This window comes from Algoriphagus sp. (genome assembly GCF_030694375.1).
Classification (GTDB): Bacteria; Bacteroidota; Bacteroidia; order Cytophagales; family Cyclobacteriaceae; genus Algoriphagus.
The window spans coordinates 19,251-37,903 of the sequence record NZ_JAUXYL010000013.1 but is presented as its reverse complement, the minus strand read 5'-3'; the positions used below and the strand labels follow the sequence as shown (position 1 = coordinate 37,903).

At 44.9% G+C, this 18,653-nt stretch carries 11 protein-coding genes and 1 CRISPR repeat array (1 of these 12 only partly in view); of the genes, 3 read left to right on the top strand and 8 right to left on the bottom strand.

All coding sequences use genetic code 11. The features are described from left to right. A CRISPR array of direct repeats spans positions 1-1,734; the repeat unit is 46 nt; unit sequence GCTGTGATTTCCACTGGAAACTAACATTTTGAAAGCAATTCACAAC; it reaches 59 nt to the left of the window's first position. Between the two features lie 194 nt (positions 1,735-1,928). Further along, positions 1,929-2,783 (bottom strand): DUF4397 domain-containing protein, encoded by an 855-nt coding sequence (locus Q8M62_RS03980; RefSeq protein ID WP_305668028.1) that lies wholly within the window; start codon positions 2,781-2,783, stop codon positions 1,929-1,931. Positions 2,784-3,071: 288 nt separating this feature from the next. Here Q8M62_RS03980 and Q8M62_RS03975 point away from each other — a divergent pair, with 288 nt between their 5' ends. Continuing rightward, on the top strand, positions 3,072-4,508 hold the full coding sequence (locus Q8M62_RS03975; RefSeq protein WP_304900497.1) for a pyruvate kinase: 1,437 nt from the start codon (positions 3,072-3,074) through the stop codon (positions 4,506-4,508). A 400-nt stretch (positions 4,509-4,908) separates the two neighbouring features. On the opposite strand, the gene Q8M62_RS03970 is transcribed toward Q8M62_RS03975, so the two are convergent. Further along, complete coding sequence (locus tag Q8M62_RS03970) at positions 4,909-7,902, bottom strand: AsmA-like C-terminal region-containing protein (protein ID WP_304900496.1); 2,994 nt, start codon at positions 7,900-7,902, stop codon at positions 4,909-4,911. Positions 7,903-8,256: 354 nt separating this feature from the next. On the opposite strand from Q8M62_RS03970, the gene Q8M62_RS03965 reads away from it, so the two are divergent. Together Q8M62_RS03965 and Q8M62_RS03960 are read left to right on the top strand one after the other, a co-directional pair. Next, positions 8,257-8,622 carry a nuclear transport factor 2 family protein gene (locus Q8M62_RS03965; RefSeq protein WP_305668027.1) on the top strand — a complete coding sequence of 122 codons (366 nt, stop codon included), beginning with the start codon at positions 8,257-8,259 and terminating at the stop codon, positions 8,620-8,622. A gap of 303 nt (positions 8,623-8,925) precedes the next feature. Beyond that, complete coding sequence (locus Q8M62_RS03960; protein WP_304900494.1) at positions 8,926-9,489, top strand: TaqI-like C-terminal specificity domain-containing protein; 564 nt, start codon at positions 8,926-8,928, stop codon at positions 9,487-9,489. Between the two features lie 131 nt (positions 9,490-9,620). Here the strand turns inward: Q8M62_RS03960 and Q8M62_RS03955 are convergent, their stop codons facing one another. The 6 genes from Q8M62_RS03955 to Q8M62_RS03930 all read right to left on the bottom strand — a co-directional run bounded on the left by Q8M62_RS03955 (position 9,621) and on the right by Q8M62_RS03930 (position 18,623). After that, positions 9,621-11,885, bottom strand: coding sequence for a xanthine dehydrogenase family protein molybdopterin-binding subunit (locus Q8M62_RS03955; RefSeq protein WP_304900493.1), 2,265 nt, complete (start codon positions 11,883-11,885; stop codon positions 9,621-9,623). Positions 11,886-11,897: 12 nt separating this feature from the next. Beyond that, positions 11,898-12,356: a (2Fe-2S)-binding protein gene (locus tag Q8M62_RS03950; RefSeq protein WP_304900492.1), complete on the bottom strand. Its 459-nt coding sequence runs from the start codon at positions 12,354-12,356 to the stop codon at positions 11,898-11,900. A gap of 121 nt (positions 12,357-12,477) precedes the next feature. Continuing rightward, on the bottom strand, positions 12,478-14,718 hold the full coding sequence (locus Q8M62_RS03945; RefSeq protein ID WP_304900491.1) for a xanthine dehydrogenase family protein molybdopterin-binding subunit: 2,241 nt from the start codon (positions 14,716-14,718) through the stop codon (positions 12,478-12,480). 212 nt (positions 14,719-14,930) lie between these two features. Further along, a complete protein-coding gene (locus tag Q8M62_RS03940; protein WP_304900490.1) occupies positions 14,931-16,058 on the bottom strand; it encodes an aldo/keto reductase in 1,128 nt (375 codons plus the stop codon). A 43-nt stretch (positions 16,059-16,101) separates the two neighbouring features. After that, the gene (locus Q8M62_RS03935) at positions 16,102-17,709 is read right to left on the bottom strand and encodes a carboxylesterase/lipase family protein (protein WP_304900489.1); all 1,608 of its coding nucleotides are present in this window, start codon (positions 17,707-17,709) and stop codon (positions 16,102-16,104) included. A gap of 29 nt (positions 17,710-17,738) precedes the next feature. Then, a complete protein-coding gene (locus Q8M62_RS03930) occupies positions 17,739-18,623 on the bottom strand; it encodes an aldo/keto reductase (protein ID WP_304900488.1) in 885 nt (294 codons plus the stop codon). Between the last annotated feature and the right edge of the window lie 30 nt (positions 18,624-18,653).

The window sequence follows — 18,653 nt, the reverse complement described above, 5'->3', positions numbered from 1 at the left end:
TACTCAGAAGATGCTCTGGCTGTGATTTCCACTGGAAACTAACATTTTGAAAGCAATTCACAACTCAGGATTCCTCCAAGCTTGGAGACATTGAGCTGTGATTTCCACTGGAAACTAACATTTTGAAAGCAATTCACAACAGAAGAATGCGAAGTATCTGTTTCGCCTGGCTGTGATTTCCACTGGAAACTAACATTTTGAAAGCAATTCACAACATAATGCAAGGTCCACTTGATTCTTTGTGGGCTGTGATTTCCACTGGAAACTAACATTTTGAAAGCAATTCACAACAGATTGGCATCAAGCTGCTCAATCTGTTTGGCTGTGATTTCCACTGGAAACTAACATTTTGAAAGCAATTCACAACAATCCCTCCAGCCAGTCTTTTGAGGCTGTTGCTGTGATTTCCACTGGAAACTAACATTTTGAAAGCAATTCACAACGCGTTAGATGCGGTGGCTGCCAGGACATCGGCTGTGATTTCCACTGGAAACTAACATTTTGAAAGCAATTCACAACGGAACCAACTGCAATTCGTTCTCATTGACCGCTGTGATTTCCACTGGAAACTAACATTTTGAAAGCAATTCACAACTCAACCCTCTCGATATTCGGCTGATCTCTTGCTGTGATTTCCACTGGAAACTAACATTTTGAAAGCAATTCACAACAGGTAGATGGTATAATTAATTGTGACGGCGGCTGTGATTTCCACTGGAAACTAACATTTTGAAAGCAATTCACAACTCCGGTGTCTTCGTGGGAGACGATGTTCAGGCTGTGATTTCCACTGGAAACTAACATTTTGAAAGCAATTCACAACCTGGATCCGGATACACATCCCTGACCTGGTGCTGTGATTTCCACTGGAAACTAACATTTTGAAAGCAATTCACAACTTTCTTGGCTTTTACTACTGCTGCATAAATGCTGTGATTTCCACTGGAAACTAACATTTTGAAAGCAATTCACAACCAGTTAGTTCCACAAAGTTTTTAACTGGCCGCTGTGATTTCCACTGGAAACTAACATTTTGAAAGCAATTCACAACGTACTTCGATGTCGAGCATCAAACCGAATTGCTGTGATTTCCACTGGAAACTAACATTTTGAAAGCAATTCACAACAGACAGATCCATTGCTTTTTGTAGATCAGCGCTGTGATTTCCACTGGAAACTAACATTTTGAAAGCAATTCACAACATGTCTTTGATGGATTTAAGCGATAATTCGGCTGTGATTTCCACTGGAAACTAACATTTTGAAAGCAATTCACAACAGAATACCAATTGAAATAGACTGGGAACGTGCTGTGATTTCCACTGGAAACTAACATTTTGAAAGCAATTCACAACTAACTAGTGGTCCATCCTTGATTTTTACAAGCTGTGATTTCCACTGGAAACTAACATTTTGAAAGCAATTCACAACAAGTCCTGGATGATAGCCGCAAAATCATTGCTGTGATTTCCACTGGAAACTAACATTTTGAAAGCAATTCACAACCCTGGTCAGCAGATTTGTAGCTGAAAAGGAGCTGTGATTTCCACTGGAAACTAACATTTTGAAAGCAATTCACAACACCGTTACTCAGTTCTTTAAATCCCTCGAAGCTGTGATTTCCACTGGAAACTAACATTTTGAAAGCAATTCACAACGATTGTACAACTTTTCAGGGTGTCTTTTCGGCTGTGATTTCCACTGGAAACTAACATTTTGAAAGCAATTCACAACAAATAATCGAAACATTGGAGAAAAGTTCTAGCTGTGATTTCCACTGGAAACTAACATTTTGAGGTAAATTAATTTTAGAACTTTTCCAAAGTTTAAAACTTTGGAAAAGTTGCGGATTAAAATCACAAAAAAAAATTCCCGAAGCTCACCCAAGCTTCGGGAAAAACAAAAAAAATAAGGCGTATTTTAAAATTCTAATAGTTGATAAAGTTGGTAATTAGCTGAATATCCAGTTTTTTACCACCTGTACTTTCGGCGCTTAGTCCTCTTAGAATCAGTGAGTACACCCGGTTTCCTTTCAGATCCAAGGTCCCGGATTGGATCAGTGTTTCGCCGGTTGCCTTGGATTTCACTTTCAGAGTGACGTTACCCGGATTCAACTCCTTAAATTCAGAAACAGACTTGAACTCAGACTCTGAAACCAGCGGAGTACTACTTCCGGACAGCTCCAAATACACTTTTTCCGTGTCAGGAGAGAGGTGAACAAAGCGTAGCTGCGCTTTTGCGGAGCTTGGTTCCTTCCAGATATCTTTTACCAAAATAGCATCGATCCCGGAAGCTTTATCTGCCACAAAAACAGAATACACCGTATCTGCTTTCAGCACAAAGCTTTTTTCCAGTAGGGAAGTAGCGGAGTTGAAGGCCGAAAAACGAAAGTTTCGGGAGCCGGGGTAAAAGGCACTGTAGGGTAAAATCTGTGTATACTCGACAGGCGTCTGATTGACCCGGTTTTGATTGGCAAAGATATCCATGGCTGGTGCCTCCGGAGCTCCCTGAAAAATGGAGACGTAGGCTGCCGGTGGCAAGCTGGGGGAGTCGAGGTTATCCAGACAGCCCGTAAGCAAAAGGGAGCTGGCAAGAATTCCTGAAGCCATCATCAATCCCTTGCGGGTGAAGGCTTTAATGTTTGAACTGATACTCATAAATGTTGGGATTAGGTTTTCAAATATGTCTCTATGACGAAGCAAGGCATATTTTCGCTTCAGGTATACCAAAAAAAAAATAACACCTACATCCTCACTTGTTCTCTTGAGGATTGTCGCTTCCATTTTTGCATCCGCTATCAGAGCGATGATGACTCGATTAAACCTATGAAGGATTGATTACTTGTGCTCTTTTTCCGTTGCAGTAAAAAGTTCACCTCAGACCTGTCTGCCGTAGCTGGGGTGCACAGAAAGTTTTTGACGCGTAGTCACCGCAGCAGCAAGTTTTAAGCGTATTAAACACATTGAAAAATTGTGTTCTTAGATTCAAATTTTTAGAATGGATAAGCGAAAGAATATGGAACTTGCCGAAAATCTACCAGACTAATGCTCGATTCGATAAACCAAATGAAAATGCAATTGAGCTCCCTTCGTCAATCGATGAATCGGGTGGAAGAGGAGTTTGCAGGCTTGCTTGCCGATATTCCTCCACATAACCGCACATCAGCAATCAATTTTTTAAAGTATCTGATTCTCCGCAAAACAGACGTTCGAGAACTTCAGATCATGCTTCATGAAAATGGACTTTCTTCTTTGGCGAGTTGTGAAAGCCATACGCAGCGGCAAATAGAAATGACACTCCAGCATTTGGGTGAGAAGTTTGAGAAACTGGACTCCTGCACGACAGATTTTGGGAGTAAAAAAATCGAAGAAAGTAGTCATCAGCTTTTTGGGCCAAAGCCGGAAAATTGGCCTGCTTCCATAATGGTGACATTTGACTCGGCATTTTTAGCAGAAAAAGATCTGATTCCGAAGCTTTTGAAAAAGGGAATGAGCACTGCACGGATCAATTGCGCACACGATGATGAATCTGTTTGGCAGGAAATGGTGGACAAAATCCGTCTGGCAAGTAAAATTACGGGCCTCCCCTGCAAAATTCACGTGGATCTCGCAGGGCCAAAAATCAGAACCAAACTGCTGACAAAAGGGAAAGACAAAGGGCGGGTAGAGATAAAAATCGGAGAGACGATTTGGCTGAGTGATTCGGCCAAAGGGTTTAAGTCCAAAGAAATTGTGATTAGCCCCAATGAATCTGGAGTAATCGCTGGTTTGAAGATTGGAGATCGGGTTTTTATCGATGACGGATTAATTCTGGGCTTGGTGCAGAAGGTTGATAAGGACAAAGCTTTGCTAAAGATTGAGCGTATTTCTTCCAAAAAACCATTTATTAAAGCTGAAAAAGGAATCAATTTTCCGGATTGTTCCCTACAGATTTCTTCGCTTACGGATTTTGATAAAAAGTGTCTTCCTTTTGTCTGTGCGAATGCGGATACAGTAGGGTTTTCTTTTGTAAGATCCAGTCGGGATATTGCTGATTTGCGGGCCGCTTTGAAGGAGATAGTGGCTGATATCCCTTTTATTATCCTCAAAATCGAAACACATGAAGCAGTCAAAAATCTGCCTTCCTTACTGTTGGAAGGAATGAAAGACGCTGATTTTGGAGTGATGATTGCGCGTGGAGACTTGGCCGTGGAGATCGGCTTTGAGCGATTGGTGGAGATTCAGGATGAGATTTTGTGGCTTTGCGAAGCGGCACATGTTCCGGTAATCTGGGCCACTCAGGTGCTGGAAAATCTGCATAAATCGGGCGTGGCTACGCGTGCTGAGGTTACTGATGCAGGCCATGCCTCAAGGGCCGAATGCATCATGATCAACAAAGGCAAACACACGCTGGAGGTCTTAAAGACACTTCGTGATATTTCTCAGCGGAGTGCTGCCCTTCGCATCAAAAACCGACTGGTATTCCGGCCTTTGAAGATCGCTGCGGATTTTTTTGGAGAGAAATTCTAAGGGGAAGAATATTTGCCACAAAGGCCCTAAGGCCCAAAGTTTTTGATAAATACACCAAGAGTTTCCCGCAGATATACGCGGAAAAAGACGCTGATCTTCGCGGATTTTCAGGAGTTCCTTTAAAGGTTTGAAACCGGCCACCTTTGCGTCCTCAATCAGAGCGACAGCGACTGGATCAAACTTCTTGGGGATTGATTAGTCCCTCTCTTTTTCCTTTGCGGTGAAAAAAGGGGTAAAAAATCACCGCAGGCGCAGAGACCGCAGAGATTATTAGCTATGCTCTCACTCGTTCTATTGAAGGTCGATTAACTACTCTCATTTTCCTTTTCGGTAAAAAAAATCATTTCATTCCTGCCCAACAGCTGGCAGGGTTTCGGAATTTTCGAGGCCAATATGGTTCCTAGTTGTTGATCTTTGTCGTGTCAGGTTTAGCTTTTGGCTTTACAATCAAGCCCTTCAGTAGCGTTTTTGCTTCATCCACTGCTTTTCCGGTAGACTGATTTACCTTTTTCTCCAGCTCCTTCTTGACGCTATCCTGGACCACTTCTGCTTTCAATTTGATCTCCTGCTTGATGCTGTCCTGGGCAGCTTGGAATTCCGCGGTAGCCTTAGCCTGCAGATTGTCCTTCTCTGAATCAAATCGGGATTTCAATGCATTGGTCAGTAAATTCTCTATGCTGTTGCCCCCCGCAAGACTGATTTTAGGCTGATTGTAGGTTCCCGATAGGTTGAGAGCAATCGGAATTAACGTCGATGTGCTTGCTTCTGTACCGGAGATGGTCGCCAAAATGGAATTTGCCTGAGCACCGAATTGTCCGGCAGGTACCTGCATATTCAACAGGTAACTGATCGATCCGTCAAAACCCGCGCTGCCCTGAATAGTAGTTTGGTAATCCCAAAGACGCAGGTCGAAGGGTTTGACTTCCATTCTTCCGTTTTCGATCACTATGGGGATCGCAATGTTTTTTAAGCTTAGTGTATTGCCGTCTTTGAGTCGTGTCAGGCTTGTGACCGCTTCCAGTATTTTACTGTCTCTGAGTGCCGCCTCAGCCACTTTCAGGATTCCTCTGACATCGATGGAAGAGAGGACAGGCATCATATTTTGACCCAACAAACCGGAGAAACTGATGTTGGTATTCACCTTTCCGGTGATGTCCCGGGCGATGGGAGCGAAAGCTTTGACAGTTTCAAGACTTTCGAAGGCTTTGGCGATGCTCAGTTCTGAAATATCCATGTTGAAGTCAAAGATCGGCGCGGCCAGATTTCTCGGGTCATAGTTCCCGGTAAGTTTTATCCGCCCATCCATGGTTTTCATTCCTGTCTCGGAAAATTGAAGTACCCCGTTTCTCAGGGTCATATTTCCTCTGACTTCTTTCAAGTTGAGTTTTTCATAAATCACCTCGTCGGCAGCCAAAGTCATGGTGAAATCGATGTTCCCTGGCAATGGGATTACCTCCATCTCCGTACTGGAAGTGTCTGCGGGAGTGCTGCTCATCCACTCATTCAGATCAAATCTGGAGCTGTTCAGGCTGAGTTGGCCTTTCAATACTCCTTTGTCGGAAAGCAGATAATCCATGTAATTGGAGAGGTAGCCGCTGGCTTCAAGCGGACTTTTTCCGAGTTGGGATTTGAATTGGGTCAGGTTGGCCCGCTGCGGGTTGAAATCTGCGTGAGATTCAAGGATTCGTACTCCCTGCGGATAATCTTTTGATTCGTAGTAAAGATTCCGGATGTCTATTGTCCCTGAAGCCAGCAATCGGTCATAGCGCTCTTTTTCCACGTCGGCATAGGAACCAGTGGTTTTGAGATCAGCTTTGATGAGTCCTTCCAGTTTGGTGTCAGTAATCGGGAAGATAGCTGTCAGCTTCTTCAAATCTACCGCACCTTCCACAGCGCCGTTCCAGTTGAGTGCTTCGAAATCGTTTAGTTTCAGATTTCCCTCGATTTCTTCTCCCTCCAGGTTAAATCCAAATGAACTGACGTCCACGAAGAAATCCCGCATGGAGCCGGTTTGATTTTGAATGGTGGCTTTGGCGTGAAGTTTTTCCAGGGGAACAGGATAATCGGTGTTTTGCACAAATCCATTTTCCAGACTCAGACGGATATCCATGCTTGGAAGGACCTTTGCAGCGGAGTCATAGCGGCCTTTTGCGCTTGCGTTGAAGTCGAGCATTCCTGCAAGTTGGGTTTTATCGATCGGGAAAATGGAAGTGAGTTCTTTCAGGTTCAGTTTTCCTGTCAATTTTCCTTCCATGTCATAGTCACGAAGATTTGCAACGAAGAAATTGCCGGATAGGGGATTGGAACCCAGATTCATGGAAAATACTGGAATGGAAACTGTCGTGTTGTCAAGGTTGGTAGTTTCATTTTTCGCCTGAAATTTCAGGTTTACATCCTTGACGGGAAGCGGTAGATCGGGATATTGAAACATACCGTCTTTGACTTCCAGTTTGATATCGAATACGGGGAAAACATTCTCTCCATAAAGGCCTTTCACAAACCCTTCAAACGCAAGCGATCCGGAGGTCTTGAGGGTGGAAAAATTTTCAGTGTAAATGCCCGGAACAAGCGAAAGAATGTTTTTGAAATCCGTCTCCCTGCTTTCAAAAGCAAGGTCCAGTGCAATTCCATCCTCAGGAAGGCCGATGACTCCGCTCAGGTCAAACAGAAAGTCATTGAGCGCAAACCGTCCCTCTGCCAGGGTAAACTTCATCTGCTCCAGATCAACTTGGAGTAGTGTCTCTCCTTTAAACTTTTTATTGCTCATGTAGTGCACTCCTCCGTAATTGACATCTGCAATCGTGGCACTCAGCTGTAATGGCAAGTCATAGACATCCAGTGCAAACAGACCGCTGCCTTTGGCCTCAATATCGGCCAAAGCCATGACTAATTTCTGAGAGCGGTCGTCGTAAATCAGATTGACCCCGCTAACTTCCAGAAGCTCTATTCCCAACTTAAAATTGCTTTCGGCTTCAGGTTCTGTTGTCGTTGACTCCTTGGTGATGTCGTAGTTGGCACGGCCATCCTCTAAAACTTTGATGTAAAGCTCCCCTCCGTTGAGATGAAGTCCGGTAAGAGTGGGGAAATCGTCGAAAAGGACAGATCTGAGATTAAAGTCCATAGTCAGTTCATCGGCATGGACCAAAGTGTCACTTTCGAAAGGCTCCAAGCCCACGATCCCGAAATCGCCTAGTCCGGCACTGACATTGGGAAAATGGCGGAAAAGGCTCAGTGAAACCTGACCAGGATCATAGTAGATTTTGGCGTTTAAGGCCTGATCGAGCTCTTTATTGACTCTTGCGATAATTTTGTCCTTGAATAAAAAAGGTATAGCCAGTGCTGCCGCTATCAAAAACACAAATACACCCAGGAGAATAAGTACCGCTTTCTTCATTTTTTTTTACCTTTTGCTTACTTCTGAACAACGAACGGAAGTCACTTTAGATTCAAATGTAGAAGAATGATGTAGGGGTTTTACCTGATTTTGCCATTCATTTAACAAAAGTTCACGCCTTGGGAAAACATGATTTTTACATTTGAACTGAAAATCGGCTGAGGGATTTTTAACTTATCACCTTGAGAAGGCGAAGTCTTTTGGGTGAGCTGAATTTTTTGAATTCAAACTGCACGCTTTTAAGCACCTGGTTTACATTTTTCGGCCGAATATTTGGTAACTGAATCTGGGAATAAAAAACTGCCTGTATGAGTCCTTAATTTCACGTCTTAAACCATTCCCTAAGATACTTTAATGATGGAATCGAATGTTATTTCCCTGTCTGAAGAAAAATTTTCCAGCCTGCTGGAATTTGATCTGGAGACATTTTATTCACTCTTTGACGGGCGGGGACTCATTTTCTTTCCTGATGGCAGTGTAGCTACCAAGCCTGAGCTTATGGAAAAATTAAAGTCACAGGAGACTGTTTTCCGAGGTGTTGAAATGCATAAAATCCTAGCAAGGTCCTATGGAAACACGACTGTGGTTCAGGGGGAAGGTTTTTTTAACATCAAACTCCAGGATGTTGAATTCAATGAGGTTTTAACTTTCATTGACGTGTGGGTGGAAAAGGAAGGGGAATGGAAGTTGGTTTCCGCTCACTTGATCAAAATGGGATGAATTGATTTTTTTTCAATCTACAACGCGTGATTTTTTACGACTTCACAGATGTTATAATTTGAATATTCCTCTCAATATCAAATTCTGATTTAAGTTTATCCGCAATTCTGCCAGTAGATCAAGAATTAACTTGAAAAGTAGCCGATAATCAAAATCACTGTACACGGCCCACATCTGTTCGCAGTGGCGCGTTCGAATGGTAATTTCGACATCCTTTATTTTGGTAGAGGCAATTCACCGGATGGGCAGATTTCCCAAAGGCTGAACCAGTAAAAAAACTGACGTATTAGAAATTTTTCAAAAATGGGAACTGATGGTTTACCTTTAAGTTATTCTAAAGCAAAGCAATACTTCGACTGTAATCGTGACCTTCTCAAAAAACGTCATGTGGCAATAAAAAACCCTAATTTGTGGTATAAAACCATTGATAAAATCAATACAAAGTTAATTTTTCAGTCAAAGATTCTTTTGCCGGATATATCAGGGAATACCCATTTGTTCATCGATGAGGGTAACTTTTACCCCCATCATAATTTATATTATATAGCAGGACAAAAGTATGAATACCTTATTGTGCTTGCTGCAATTTTGATGTCTGATTTTGTGCGAGATCAGCTTTTAGAAATTGGCAATAAAATGAATGGGGGTTATCCTCGTTGGCAAAGCCAAAATTTAAGAAAGCTTCGTGTACCGATACTTAATGCGATACCTCCTGAGGTATTTAGTGCATTGGTCAAAGCATATTATAATCGGGATTATGATATAATAAATGAATTGGTTAAAGCAGATCGGATTAGCGAGTACAGTTACAATGAAGGCCAAACGGTACTCTTTGAACCAAGTTCTGAACCTTATAGGCTTTCTTGACAAAGGAAATTCATATTTCGACAAAATAAAAAATCGCCTGGACTTCTGGTCCGGTCGATTTGATTTGGAAGATGGTCGCTGTCTTTCTGACGGACACAGTCGTGTTCTCGGCGACTAGGAAAGGAAACCGATCACATCTTCAGATTCTGCATTTCCAGTTGCGGGGCAAAAGGCTGCTCGTAGTAGCGCTTACCCGTTGCCTTGTAAAGCGAGTTGGCCAAGGCTGCAAAAACAGGAGGGAAGAAAGGTTCGCCCAGTCCGGTTGGCTCTTCGGTACTGTCCACAAAGTGCACCTCGATGGATTTGGGAGTCTCTTTCTGACGGATCATTCGGTACTTGTCAAAATTGGTCTTGTTGGGCACCCCATTTTCAAAAGCCAATTCACCGAAAAACGCATTTCCGATTCCATCCACGATCGCTCCTTCTCCCATGTTGATGGCAGCATCCGGATTGATCACGATGCCGCAATCGACAGCTGCATAGACTTTTTCTACCACCGGCTTATTGTCCTTGATCACGGTATCGACTACTTCGGCTACATAGGAATTGTGGCAGAAATAGGCCGAAACCCCGCGATGAACTCCGGCTGCAGGAGTATTCCAGTTGGATTTGTCACGAACAAGTTCCAATACCCCGGCATAGCGCTTGGCATCGTAATCATTTCGCTCTCCTACAGGATTGGTTTCCGCTCTTTTCAAGAGTTCCAACCGGAATTCGATCGGATCTTTACCCATCACTTCTGCCAACTCGTCCAAGAAACTTTGCTCCGCAGCTGCGATAAAATTGGATCGAGGTGCGCGGAATGCTCCGATGGTGATGTTGGAAGGGATATCCCAGCTTTCTGCCAGGTAATTGTCCAAGGCTCCTGCTGGAAACCGATTGGCATGCAAGGGGGATTCTGGGATTCCGCCTGCCTTTACATGGAGGGCAAGCAGGTTGTTGTTTTCATCCAAGGCCGCCCGATAAGTCGCAGAGTAAGCAGGTCGGTAAACACCGGCGGTCATGTCGTCTTCACGGGTGTAAACCATTTTTACTGGTGCCTGGATTTTTTGTGAAATCAAGGCTGCTTCAGTCATGTGGTGACTGTAGGCTCTTCGGCCAAAGCCACCTCCCATACGGGCAAGGTTGATTTGAATATTTTCTTTTGGAATACCCAAAGCCTGAACCAAGGTACCCATGATGGATTCCGGGGCTTGAGTCGGTCCATAGATTACTGCTTTATCTCCCTTGACATCTGCAAAGCAGTTCATGGGTTCCATGGTATTATGTGCCAAAAATGGAGCAGAATAGGTTTTCTCGATCACCTTAGCTGCTTTTTTGAAAGCACCCTCCGGGTCACCATCTTTACGGACTACATTACCGGGTTTAGTGATGTATTCCTTCATTCGGTCTTTGTGTGAGGAGGTATTTTCTAGACCTGCTGGCACAATGACTTTTGAATTAGGTCGGCCACCAAATCCGCCTACTTCAAAACTGGATTCAGGTGCATTTTCCCACTCTACAGCCAGTGATTTCTTTGCCTGCATCACTTCCCAAGTTGAATTGCCCACAATGGCAACGATCTCCGGGAAGGTAGTGGTGTCGAAAAAGTTTCTCCCATAATCATCTTTGAAAAGACTGATAGAAAAAACGTCCTGAATTCCAGACATTCCGCTGACTGAGGTTTTGTCAAAAGACTTCAATTTCATTCCAAAAGCAGGTGGGTGTACGATGGCCGCGTACTTCATCCCATTTACCTTGTGATCAATAGAAAAAAGTGGCTTTCCAGTTACGATTTTGCTTGCCTCTACATTTTTTTTCGAACTACCGATGATCTTAAAATCTTTCAGTTCTTTTAATTGGACTTCTTCAGGCACTTCCATTGTGGCAGCGAGAGAGGCCATCTCGCCATAATGTGCTTTTTTTCCGCTGGCTTTATGCTCTAAAATTCCGGCTGCGGTAGTGATTTCTGAAGCGGAAACCTTCCAGGTTTGTGCTGCAGCAGCAATGAGCATCGCTCTTGCTGTACCACCAGCGGTACGCAAAGGTTTCCAAGCAGACCGAACGCTATTGCTCCCTCCTGTAAATTGTCTCTCAAATCGCTCAGGATAAAAGTCTGCCTGCTCCACAAATACGTTTTTCCAATCCACATCCAACTCATCGGCAAGAATCATGGGAAGAGAGGTTTTGACGTTTTGCCCAAACTCAGGGTTTGGATTGAAAAGTGTCACCGCACCATTTTCCCCAATTTTGATGTAGCTATTCAGTTCAAACCATTCTTTGGGTAATCCCAAAGCTTCCTCGGCGGTTGGCTTACATCCAGCCAGCCAGCTAAAGCTCAGCATCATGCCTCCTCCAGCCAAAGCTGACACTTTTAAAAATGATCTTCGATCAAGTTTGGTGTTTACAGTTGTCATGTTTTTCTGGGTTTAGAGTTTCTGTGCCGCTGTTTTGATGGCAGCTTTGATTCGGGTATAGGTTCCGCATCGGCAGATATTGCCATTCATGGCATTGTCGATATCGGTATCCGATGGATTTGGATTAGCCGCCAAAAGTGCTGCGGCAGACATGATTTGTCCTGCCTGGCAATAGCCGCATTGCGGTACATCGTGCTCTAGCCAGGCTTGCTGTACCGGATGATCTCCTTTTTCTGAGAGACCCTCGATGGTGGTAATCGATGCTCCTTCGCCTGCCGAAACCGGCAATTGGCAAGATCTAACGGCGTTACCGTCCAAGTGTATGGTACAAGCACCACACTGAGCGATTCCGCAGCCAAACTTGGTGCCTACCAAATCCAAGTGGTCCCGCAAAACCCAAAGCATCGGAGTGCTGGGATCTACGTCAACCTGCTTGGAAGTTCCGTTGATGTTGAGATTGAAAATGGCCATAGGTTGTGAATTTAGATGTTGAAGTTAGGGATTTCGGAAGGTTTTACCCTTACGGAAATCAAACAGATGTATTTATAAATCAATCGGATCTGGGAAAACTATCACAGATCAAAACATAGGTTCACCCTTCCAATTGCTTCGCAAAAGGCTGATCGTAAAACCGCTTGCCAGTGGCCTGGTACAAGGCATTGGCTAAAGCGGCAAAAACCGGAGGATATCCGGGCTCACCCAAGCCTGTGGGATCGACTTGACTTTCCACAAAATGGGTTTCGATTTCCTTCGGAGCTTCTTTCATCCGAATCATGCGATACTTGTCAAAATTGTTCTTGTCCGGCACACCTTGGTTGAATTTCAATTCCCCAAACATCGCCGTGCCGATTCCGTCCACTACCGAACCCTCGCAGAGGTTCTTTGCCGAGTCGGGATTGATCAGCAATCCACAATCCACGGCACTGAAGACTTTTTCGACCTGAACCTGTCCGTTTTCCATTTTCAAATCCAGGACTTGGGCAGCGTAACTGTTGTGGCAAAAATAGGCCGAAACACCTCTGGAAACTCCTGCTTGGGGTTGTCCCCAATTGGATTTGACTTTGAGTAATTCCAGCACTCCGATAAATCGATCCGGATCGTAATCGTTGTTTTCTCCCACTGGATTTTCCTTCGCTTTTCGCAATAGCTCGAGCCTGAATTCGATCGGGTCTTTTCCCGCAGCTTCGGCCACTTCGTCTAGAAAGGACTGTTCTGCCGCAGCGATAAAGTTGGATCGTGGCGCTCGGAATGACCCGACGGTAATATTTGAAGGAATCGTCCAATCTTCAGCCCAGTAATTTTCTACTGCTCCTGCCGGAAAGCGATCCGGATAGAGTGGGGGCTCTACCAATCCTCCTGCATTTACATGAAATCCGATCAAGTTGTTGTCCTTGTCCAAGGCAGCCCGATAGGTCGCCTGATACATGGGGCGATAGATTCCGCCTGTCATGTCATCCTCCCGGGAGTAGATCAGTTTGATCGGGGCATTGACTTTTTGGGAAATGACCGCTGCCTCGATCAGCCAGTGTGAATAGGAACGGCGTCCGTAACCACCGCCCAGTCGGGTCATTTCGATCTGAATATTTTCTATGGGAATTCCGAGACGTGAAGAAAGCGCCTGTTCGGTCAGTTCGGGCTTCTGAAGCGGTCCGGCACAAGCTGCTTTTCCTTCCTGGACATGCGCAAAAAAGTTCATCGGCTCCATGCAGTTGTGTGCCAAAAAAGGTCCCCGATACGTTTGCTCGATGACTTTGGCCGCTTTGGCGAAAGCCGCTTCCGGATTTCCGTCCTTGCGGACAGTTTTAGCTTTTTTGGCTGCTTCACCCATTTTTGCCATTTGATCCTCCCAGCTTTCCAAGCCTCCGGGAATGGTTCGGTTTTCTTTTCTTCCGTTCCAATCCCGCTTTTCTTCATAGGTGGAAAATCCCTCCCATTCGACCTTGACGGCTTTTTTTGCATTCATCACTTCCCAGGTTGACTTGCCGACTATTGCGACTAAATCCGTGAAACTGGTGGTGTCAAAAAAGGTGCGTTCGTAGTCGTCCTGATGGGATTTGATCTGGAAAATGTCGGTGATCCCGGGGAGGTTTCGGGCGGCGGAGTCGTCAAAGGACTTTAGCCGCATGCCGTGAGCAGGTGGATGGATGATCATGGCGATCAGCATCCCCTCTTTTTTGTAATCGATCCCGAAAAGCGGCTTTCCGGTTATGATGTTTTTGGCTTCCACATTTTTGTGGGATTTGCCGATCAGTTTGAATTCAGAAATTTCCTTGAGCGGAACTTCCTCGGGTACGGGCAGGGTGGCTGCCAGCGAAGCCATCTCTCCAAAGTGGGCCTTTTTTCCGCTTGCTGAATGAATCAAATATCCGGGTTCGGTGGTGACTTCAGCTGCAGGAACTTGCCAAGTCTGAGCAGCCGCATGGATCAGGAGTTGGCGGGCTGTGGCACCGGCGGTTCGGAGTGCTTTCCAACCCATACGGATGGCCTGACTACCTCCGATAAACTGACGGGTAAAATTATCTGTGTCCAAAGGGGCTTGCTCCACGACTACCTTAGTCCAGTCTGCGTCAAGTTCCTCCGCCACGATCATCGGCATGGAGGACTTGACATTTTGCCCGCCTTCCGGATTGGGAGACATCAGGGTCACGAGTCCGTTTTCACCGATTTTGATGTAGCCGTTCAGTCTAAACCATTCCTTCGGTAAACCCAATTCTTCCAATTCCTTGGGTTTGCATCCACTCAGCCAGTTGAAGCTCAAGAGTAATCCTCCTCCTGCGAGGGCAGTGACTTTGAGAAACGATCGGCGATTGAGCTTTTCTACAGATTGGGTCATACAGAATATTCGTTTGGAAATAAGGGCAACTTACACTGCTTTAATTTAGTAAAGGCTGATTTTGTTTGGGTTATATAATTCAAACTGTTTGATCAACGGTTTATTCCAAATGATTTTTCAGAGAATCAATTGCTTTTTTTTCTTGAGAAAAACCTGTGAAAACCAAGCAGAATAGAAAGTATAGGAGAAGACCGGTTTTCATTTTTAACTGGTTATTGATCGACTAATGCCGACTCGGGAGTTCGGACACCAAGAAACTTAAAACTTTCGATTTCTGCCCGGATTTCTTTCAACTCGGCATCGGTGAATTTTACGTTAAGCGCTCCGATATTTTCATCCAAATGCTGTGGACTGATAGTTCCAGGAATGGGAACGATAAAGGATTTTTGAGCTAAGAGCCAAGCCAAGGAGAATTGGGCCATGGTAATTCCTTTCTTTTGAGACCAATTTCTGACTGTTCTCAAAAACGGCATGTTTTGCCCAAAGCCCTCAGCGGAAAAGAACTCAAGTTGAGAGCGACGGTCCAATCTGTCAAAGCGGCTGTACTCATTAAAACGGCCTGCAAGAAATGATCTATGCGTGGGGCCCCAGCAAACGAATCCAACTCCCAATTCTTCGCAGGTGTCAAGAATTTGGTTTTCAACCACACGTTCGGCCATATTATATTCCGACTGAAGCGCAGCAACAGGCAATACTGCATGCGCTTTTCGCAGTGTGTTGGGTGAAACTTCCGATAAACCCCAATGCTTGACTTTACCGGCAGCAATCAAGTCTTTCACTGCCCCGGCTACCTCTTCAATCGGAACATTCGGATCCAAGCGGTGCAGGTAATACAAGTCAATGGCTTCTACCCTAAGTCTTTTGAGCGAACCTTCTACCACCTTTTTTATGGATTCTGGACGGCTATTGCGGCCCATGCGCTGATTGTTTTGAATCTCAAAACCGAATTTGGAAGCAATGGTAATCTTGCCTTTGAAAGGTTCAAGCGCTTCCCCAACTAATTCCTCACTTCCATAAGGGCCATACACTTCCGCTGTATCAAAGAACGTAATGCCTTTTTCTACTGCTCTTCGGAGATGGGCGATCATTTCATCTTTGGGAGGAGTGGGATTGTAGGTTCCAGAAACCATGCTCATACAACCCAAACCGATGCCGGTTACTTCAATGGGCCCCAATTTTCGTGTCGGTAAACTGGAAGGCAGATCGGTTTTTCCCAATAATTCGGCAGCCCTTTTTTCATTGGCGCCAAATACTTTTCCTGACGTCAGTGCCAGTCCTGCTCCTGCCAAAGCTACATTTTTGAAAAAATCCCTTCTGTTGATTTCGCTATTCTTTTTCATTGATTTCTCTTTTTGAGTTGTACTGGTAAGGATTCAGATCCTCTTAAAATCCCTTTCGGGTTTGGAGTCGAGTTCGGTTTTCGAATGCTTTTTCCAACACATCGAACCGAGCTTTTCTAGGATCTGGCTTGTTGGTCACTTCCCCATCGAGGCTTATGTCAAGAATTTCCGCTTTTTGGATGTCGTATTGAGGCCATCCCGGTAGATTGTTTCCATTTGGATTTCCTGTTTTGGCAAAATTGACCCAATAGGAATTCATCAGGCTTGCTAATTCTTTTTCTGATGCCGTTGCTTCTCCCTGAGCTCCCCATCTTGCATGAATTGTGTTGAAAACAAATGAAAGCTCAGATCCATGACCTGCTCCGTATGGAGATCGTTCTCTTCCCGCTGGTGGGACATAGCCAAATTGCCAAACGTAAACCGGTTGATTTGCTCCAACAAATGTTCTTGCGGTCATCCGAGCTGGTTCGCCCCAACCCCAATCTGTGGTAAACTTGGTCAGGACTTCATTGAATTCTTTGTCGCCATTGGGGTCATAAGCGGCCTTAGCCTCAGCTTCCAATTCACCGAACTGGGCAAAAAGTTCTTCCTTAGACTTACTTGCATTGATAAAGGCCCCACCGATTTCAGCGCTGGAGCTTCCGATCATTAATGGAACTTTTGCCTGTCTGTTTGCTTTGTAGGCAGTCTCGGCAGTTTCCACCACCAGTTTACCATCGAGGATTGGGCCTGAATAGATTCTGGCTCCAGTGCTGTCATTTTCTTGGCCTCCGTCGATGATTTGCTCCACAGATAAGCCACGGAGCTTGGCGAGCGATGATGCGTCTTTTCCTTCGATCTTATGCCTTTTGGCAAAATTGATCCCGATAGTTTCCGCTGATATTGGGTATAGCTCATCAGAATTATCTTCTCTGATAGGTCTTGCCGTCAATACACCGTCACGCCCACCACCGGAGTGGCTGATCGCTTTTTGAAAGAGGCCATTTGCAGCCGGTATTGTTAAAAGAGAATGAATGGATACCCCTCCAGAAGAAAATCCAAAGATTGTTACGTTATTCGGGTCTCCCCCGAAAGCGGCAATGTTTTCCTTGACCCACTTCAGAGCAGCAATCTGATCCATATAGGCGTAACTCCCCTTAAATTCCTCCGGATGTTCTTGGCTCAAAGCCGGGTGAGCAAAATGGCCGAGTCGCCCAAGTCTGTAATTGATAGTCGTTAGGATGACACCTTGTTTGGCAAATGCATCTCCGGCGGAACCCGGTCCTGCACCGCTCCCTCCTGTGAATGCCCCTCCGTGGATCCAAACCATCACGGGCAGTTTAGAATCTTTGGTGGCTGTAGCAGGTGCCCAAACATTAAGAAAAAGGCAATCTTCAGAAACGACAGCTGTAGAACCCGGCCAGGTTCGCTGAGGACAATCCGCACAATATTTAGTAGCATCCCGAACTTCCGTCCATGGAGTTACCGGTTGCGGTGGTCTCCACCTGAATTCTCCAACTGGCGGTGCAGCAAAAGGAATTCCCTTAAAACTCGCAACATCGCCTTCGACGGCGCCACGGACCGCCCCGGATTTGGTCTGGATCACGGGGGATTGTCCATAGCTGCACAGAGCAGCCAAGATCAGTAGGGAAAAGAAGAGAAATTTTTTCATGTGAGGGTTAGGGTTAATAGTTCTTGAGATTAGATGTCCAGCTTTCTTGTGGCAAGCCATTGAATGATTTTGGGGTCGCGGTGGTCAAAAAAGGCGCTCTTATGCTGATCCAGGATGCCGATTTTCGCCATATCCTCATCACTTAGCAGGAAATCAAAGACACTGAAATTCTCCTGCATGCGGTCTTTCCTTACTGTTTTTGGGATGGCTACGATGCCTCGCTGGGTTAGCCAGCGAAGTATTACTTGAGCGATTGTTTTATTGTATTTTTCACCCATGGAGGCCAAAAGTTCATTGGTGAATAGTCCGTTTTTCCCTTCAGCAAAGGGGCCCCAAGATTCCATCTGAATTCCGTTTGCCTGCAAGAAAAGCCGTGCATTCTCTTGCTGATGAAAGGGATGGGCTTCGATTTGGTTGACAGCGGGTTTAATCTCACTGAAGACGATCAAATCCATGATCCGGTCTGGCTGGAAATTGCTCACGCCTATTGCACGAACTTTTCCTTCTCGATACAATTCTTCCAATGCTCTCCAAGATCCATGAATGTCGCCGTAAGGTTGATGGAGGAGGTAAAGGTCTAAATAATCTAGGTTCAGACGCTGAAGTGATTTCTCAAAAGCCTTTTTTGTCTTTTCGTAGCCGGTATCCTGAACCCAAAGCTTGGTGGTAACGAAAAGTTCTTCTCTTGGAATTCCAACATGCTGTATAGCATTTCCAACAGCGGTTTCATTTAGATAAGATGCTGCTGTATCGATCAAACGATACCCAGTTTGGATGGCATCGATTACGCTTCTTTCACATTCTGAATGATCTGCTATCTGAAAAACACCAAAACCTAAAAGCGGCATTTCGACTCCGTTATTTAAGATCACTTTTGGTTGTGATGAAGTTGTAGTTTCAAGTTCAGTTGCCATCTCTAGTTTTTATTCAGTACTTCCCTGTGA

What these genes read in the sequence shown, in the direction of transcription:
- Q8M62_RS03980 (WP_305668028.1), bottom strand. Translation starts at nt 2,783, where the DNA reads ATGGAAGCGACAATCCTCAAGAGAACAAGTGAGGATGTAGGTGTTATT.
- Q8M62_RS03975 (WP_304900497.1), top strand. Translation starts at nt 3,072, where the DNA reads ATGCAATTGAGCTCCCTTCGTCAATCGATGAATCGGGTGGAAGAGGAG.
- Q8M62_RS03970 (WP_304900496.1), bottom strand. Translation starts at nt 7,902, where the DNA reads ATGAAGAAAGCGGTACTTATTCTCCTGGGTGTATTTGTGTTTTTGATA.
- Q8M62_RS03965 (WP_305668027.1), top strand. Translation starts at nt 8,257, where the DNA reads ATGATGGAATCGAATGTTATTTCCCTGTCTGAAGAAAAATTTTCCAGC.
- Q8M62_RS03960 (WP_304900494.1), top strand. Translation starts at nt 8,926, where the DNA reads ATGGGAACTGATGGTTTACCTTTAAGTTATTCTAAAGCAAAGCAATAC.
- Q8M62_RS03955 (WP_304900493.1), bottom strand. Translation starts at nt 11,885, where the DNA reads ATGACAACTGTAAACACCAAACTTGATCGAAGATCATTTTTAAAAGTG.
- Q8M62_RS03950 (WP_304900492.1), bottom strand. Translation starts at nt 12,356, where the DNA reads ATGGCCATTTTCAATCTCAACATCAACGGAACTTCCAAGCAGGTTGAC.
- Q8M62_RS03945 (WP_304900491.1), bottom strand. Translation starts at nt 14,718, where the DNA reads ATGACCCAATCTGTAGAAAAGCTCAATCGCCGATCGTTTCTCAAAGTC.
- Q8M62_RS03940 (WP_304900490.1), bottom strand. Translation starts at nt 16,058, where the DNA reads ATGAAAAAGAATAGCGAAATCAACAGAAGGGATTTTTTCAAAAATGTA.
- Q8M62_RS03935 (WP_304900489.1), bottom strand. Translation starts at nt 17,709, where the DNA reads ATGAAAAAATTTCTCTTCTTTTCCCTACTGATCTTGGCTGCTCTGTGC.
- Q8M62_RS03930 (WP_304900488.1), bottom strand. Translation starts at nt 18,623, where the DNA reads ATGGCAACTGAACTTGAAACTACAACTTCATCACAACCAAAAGTGATC.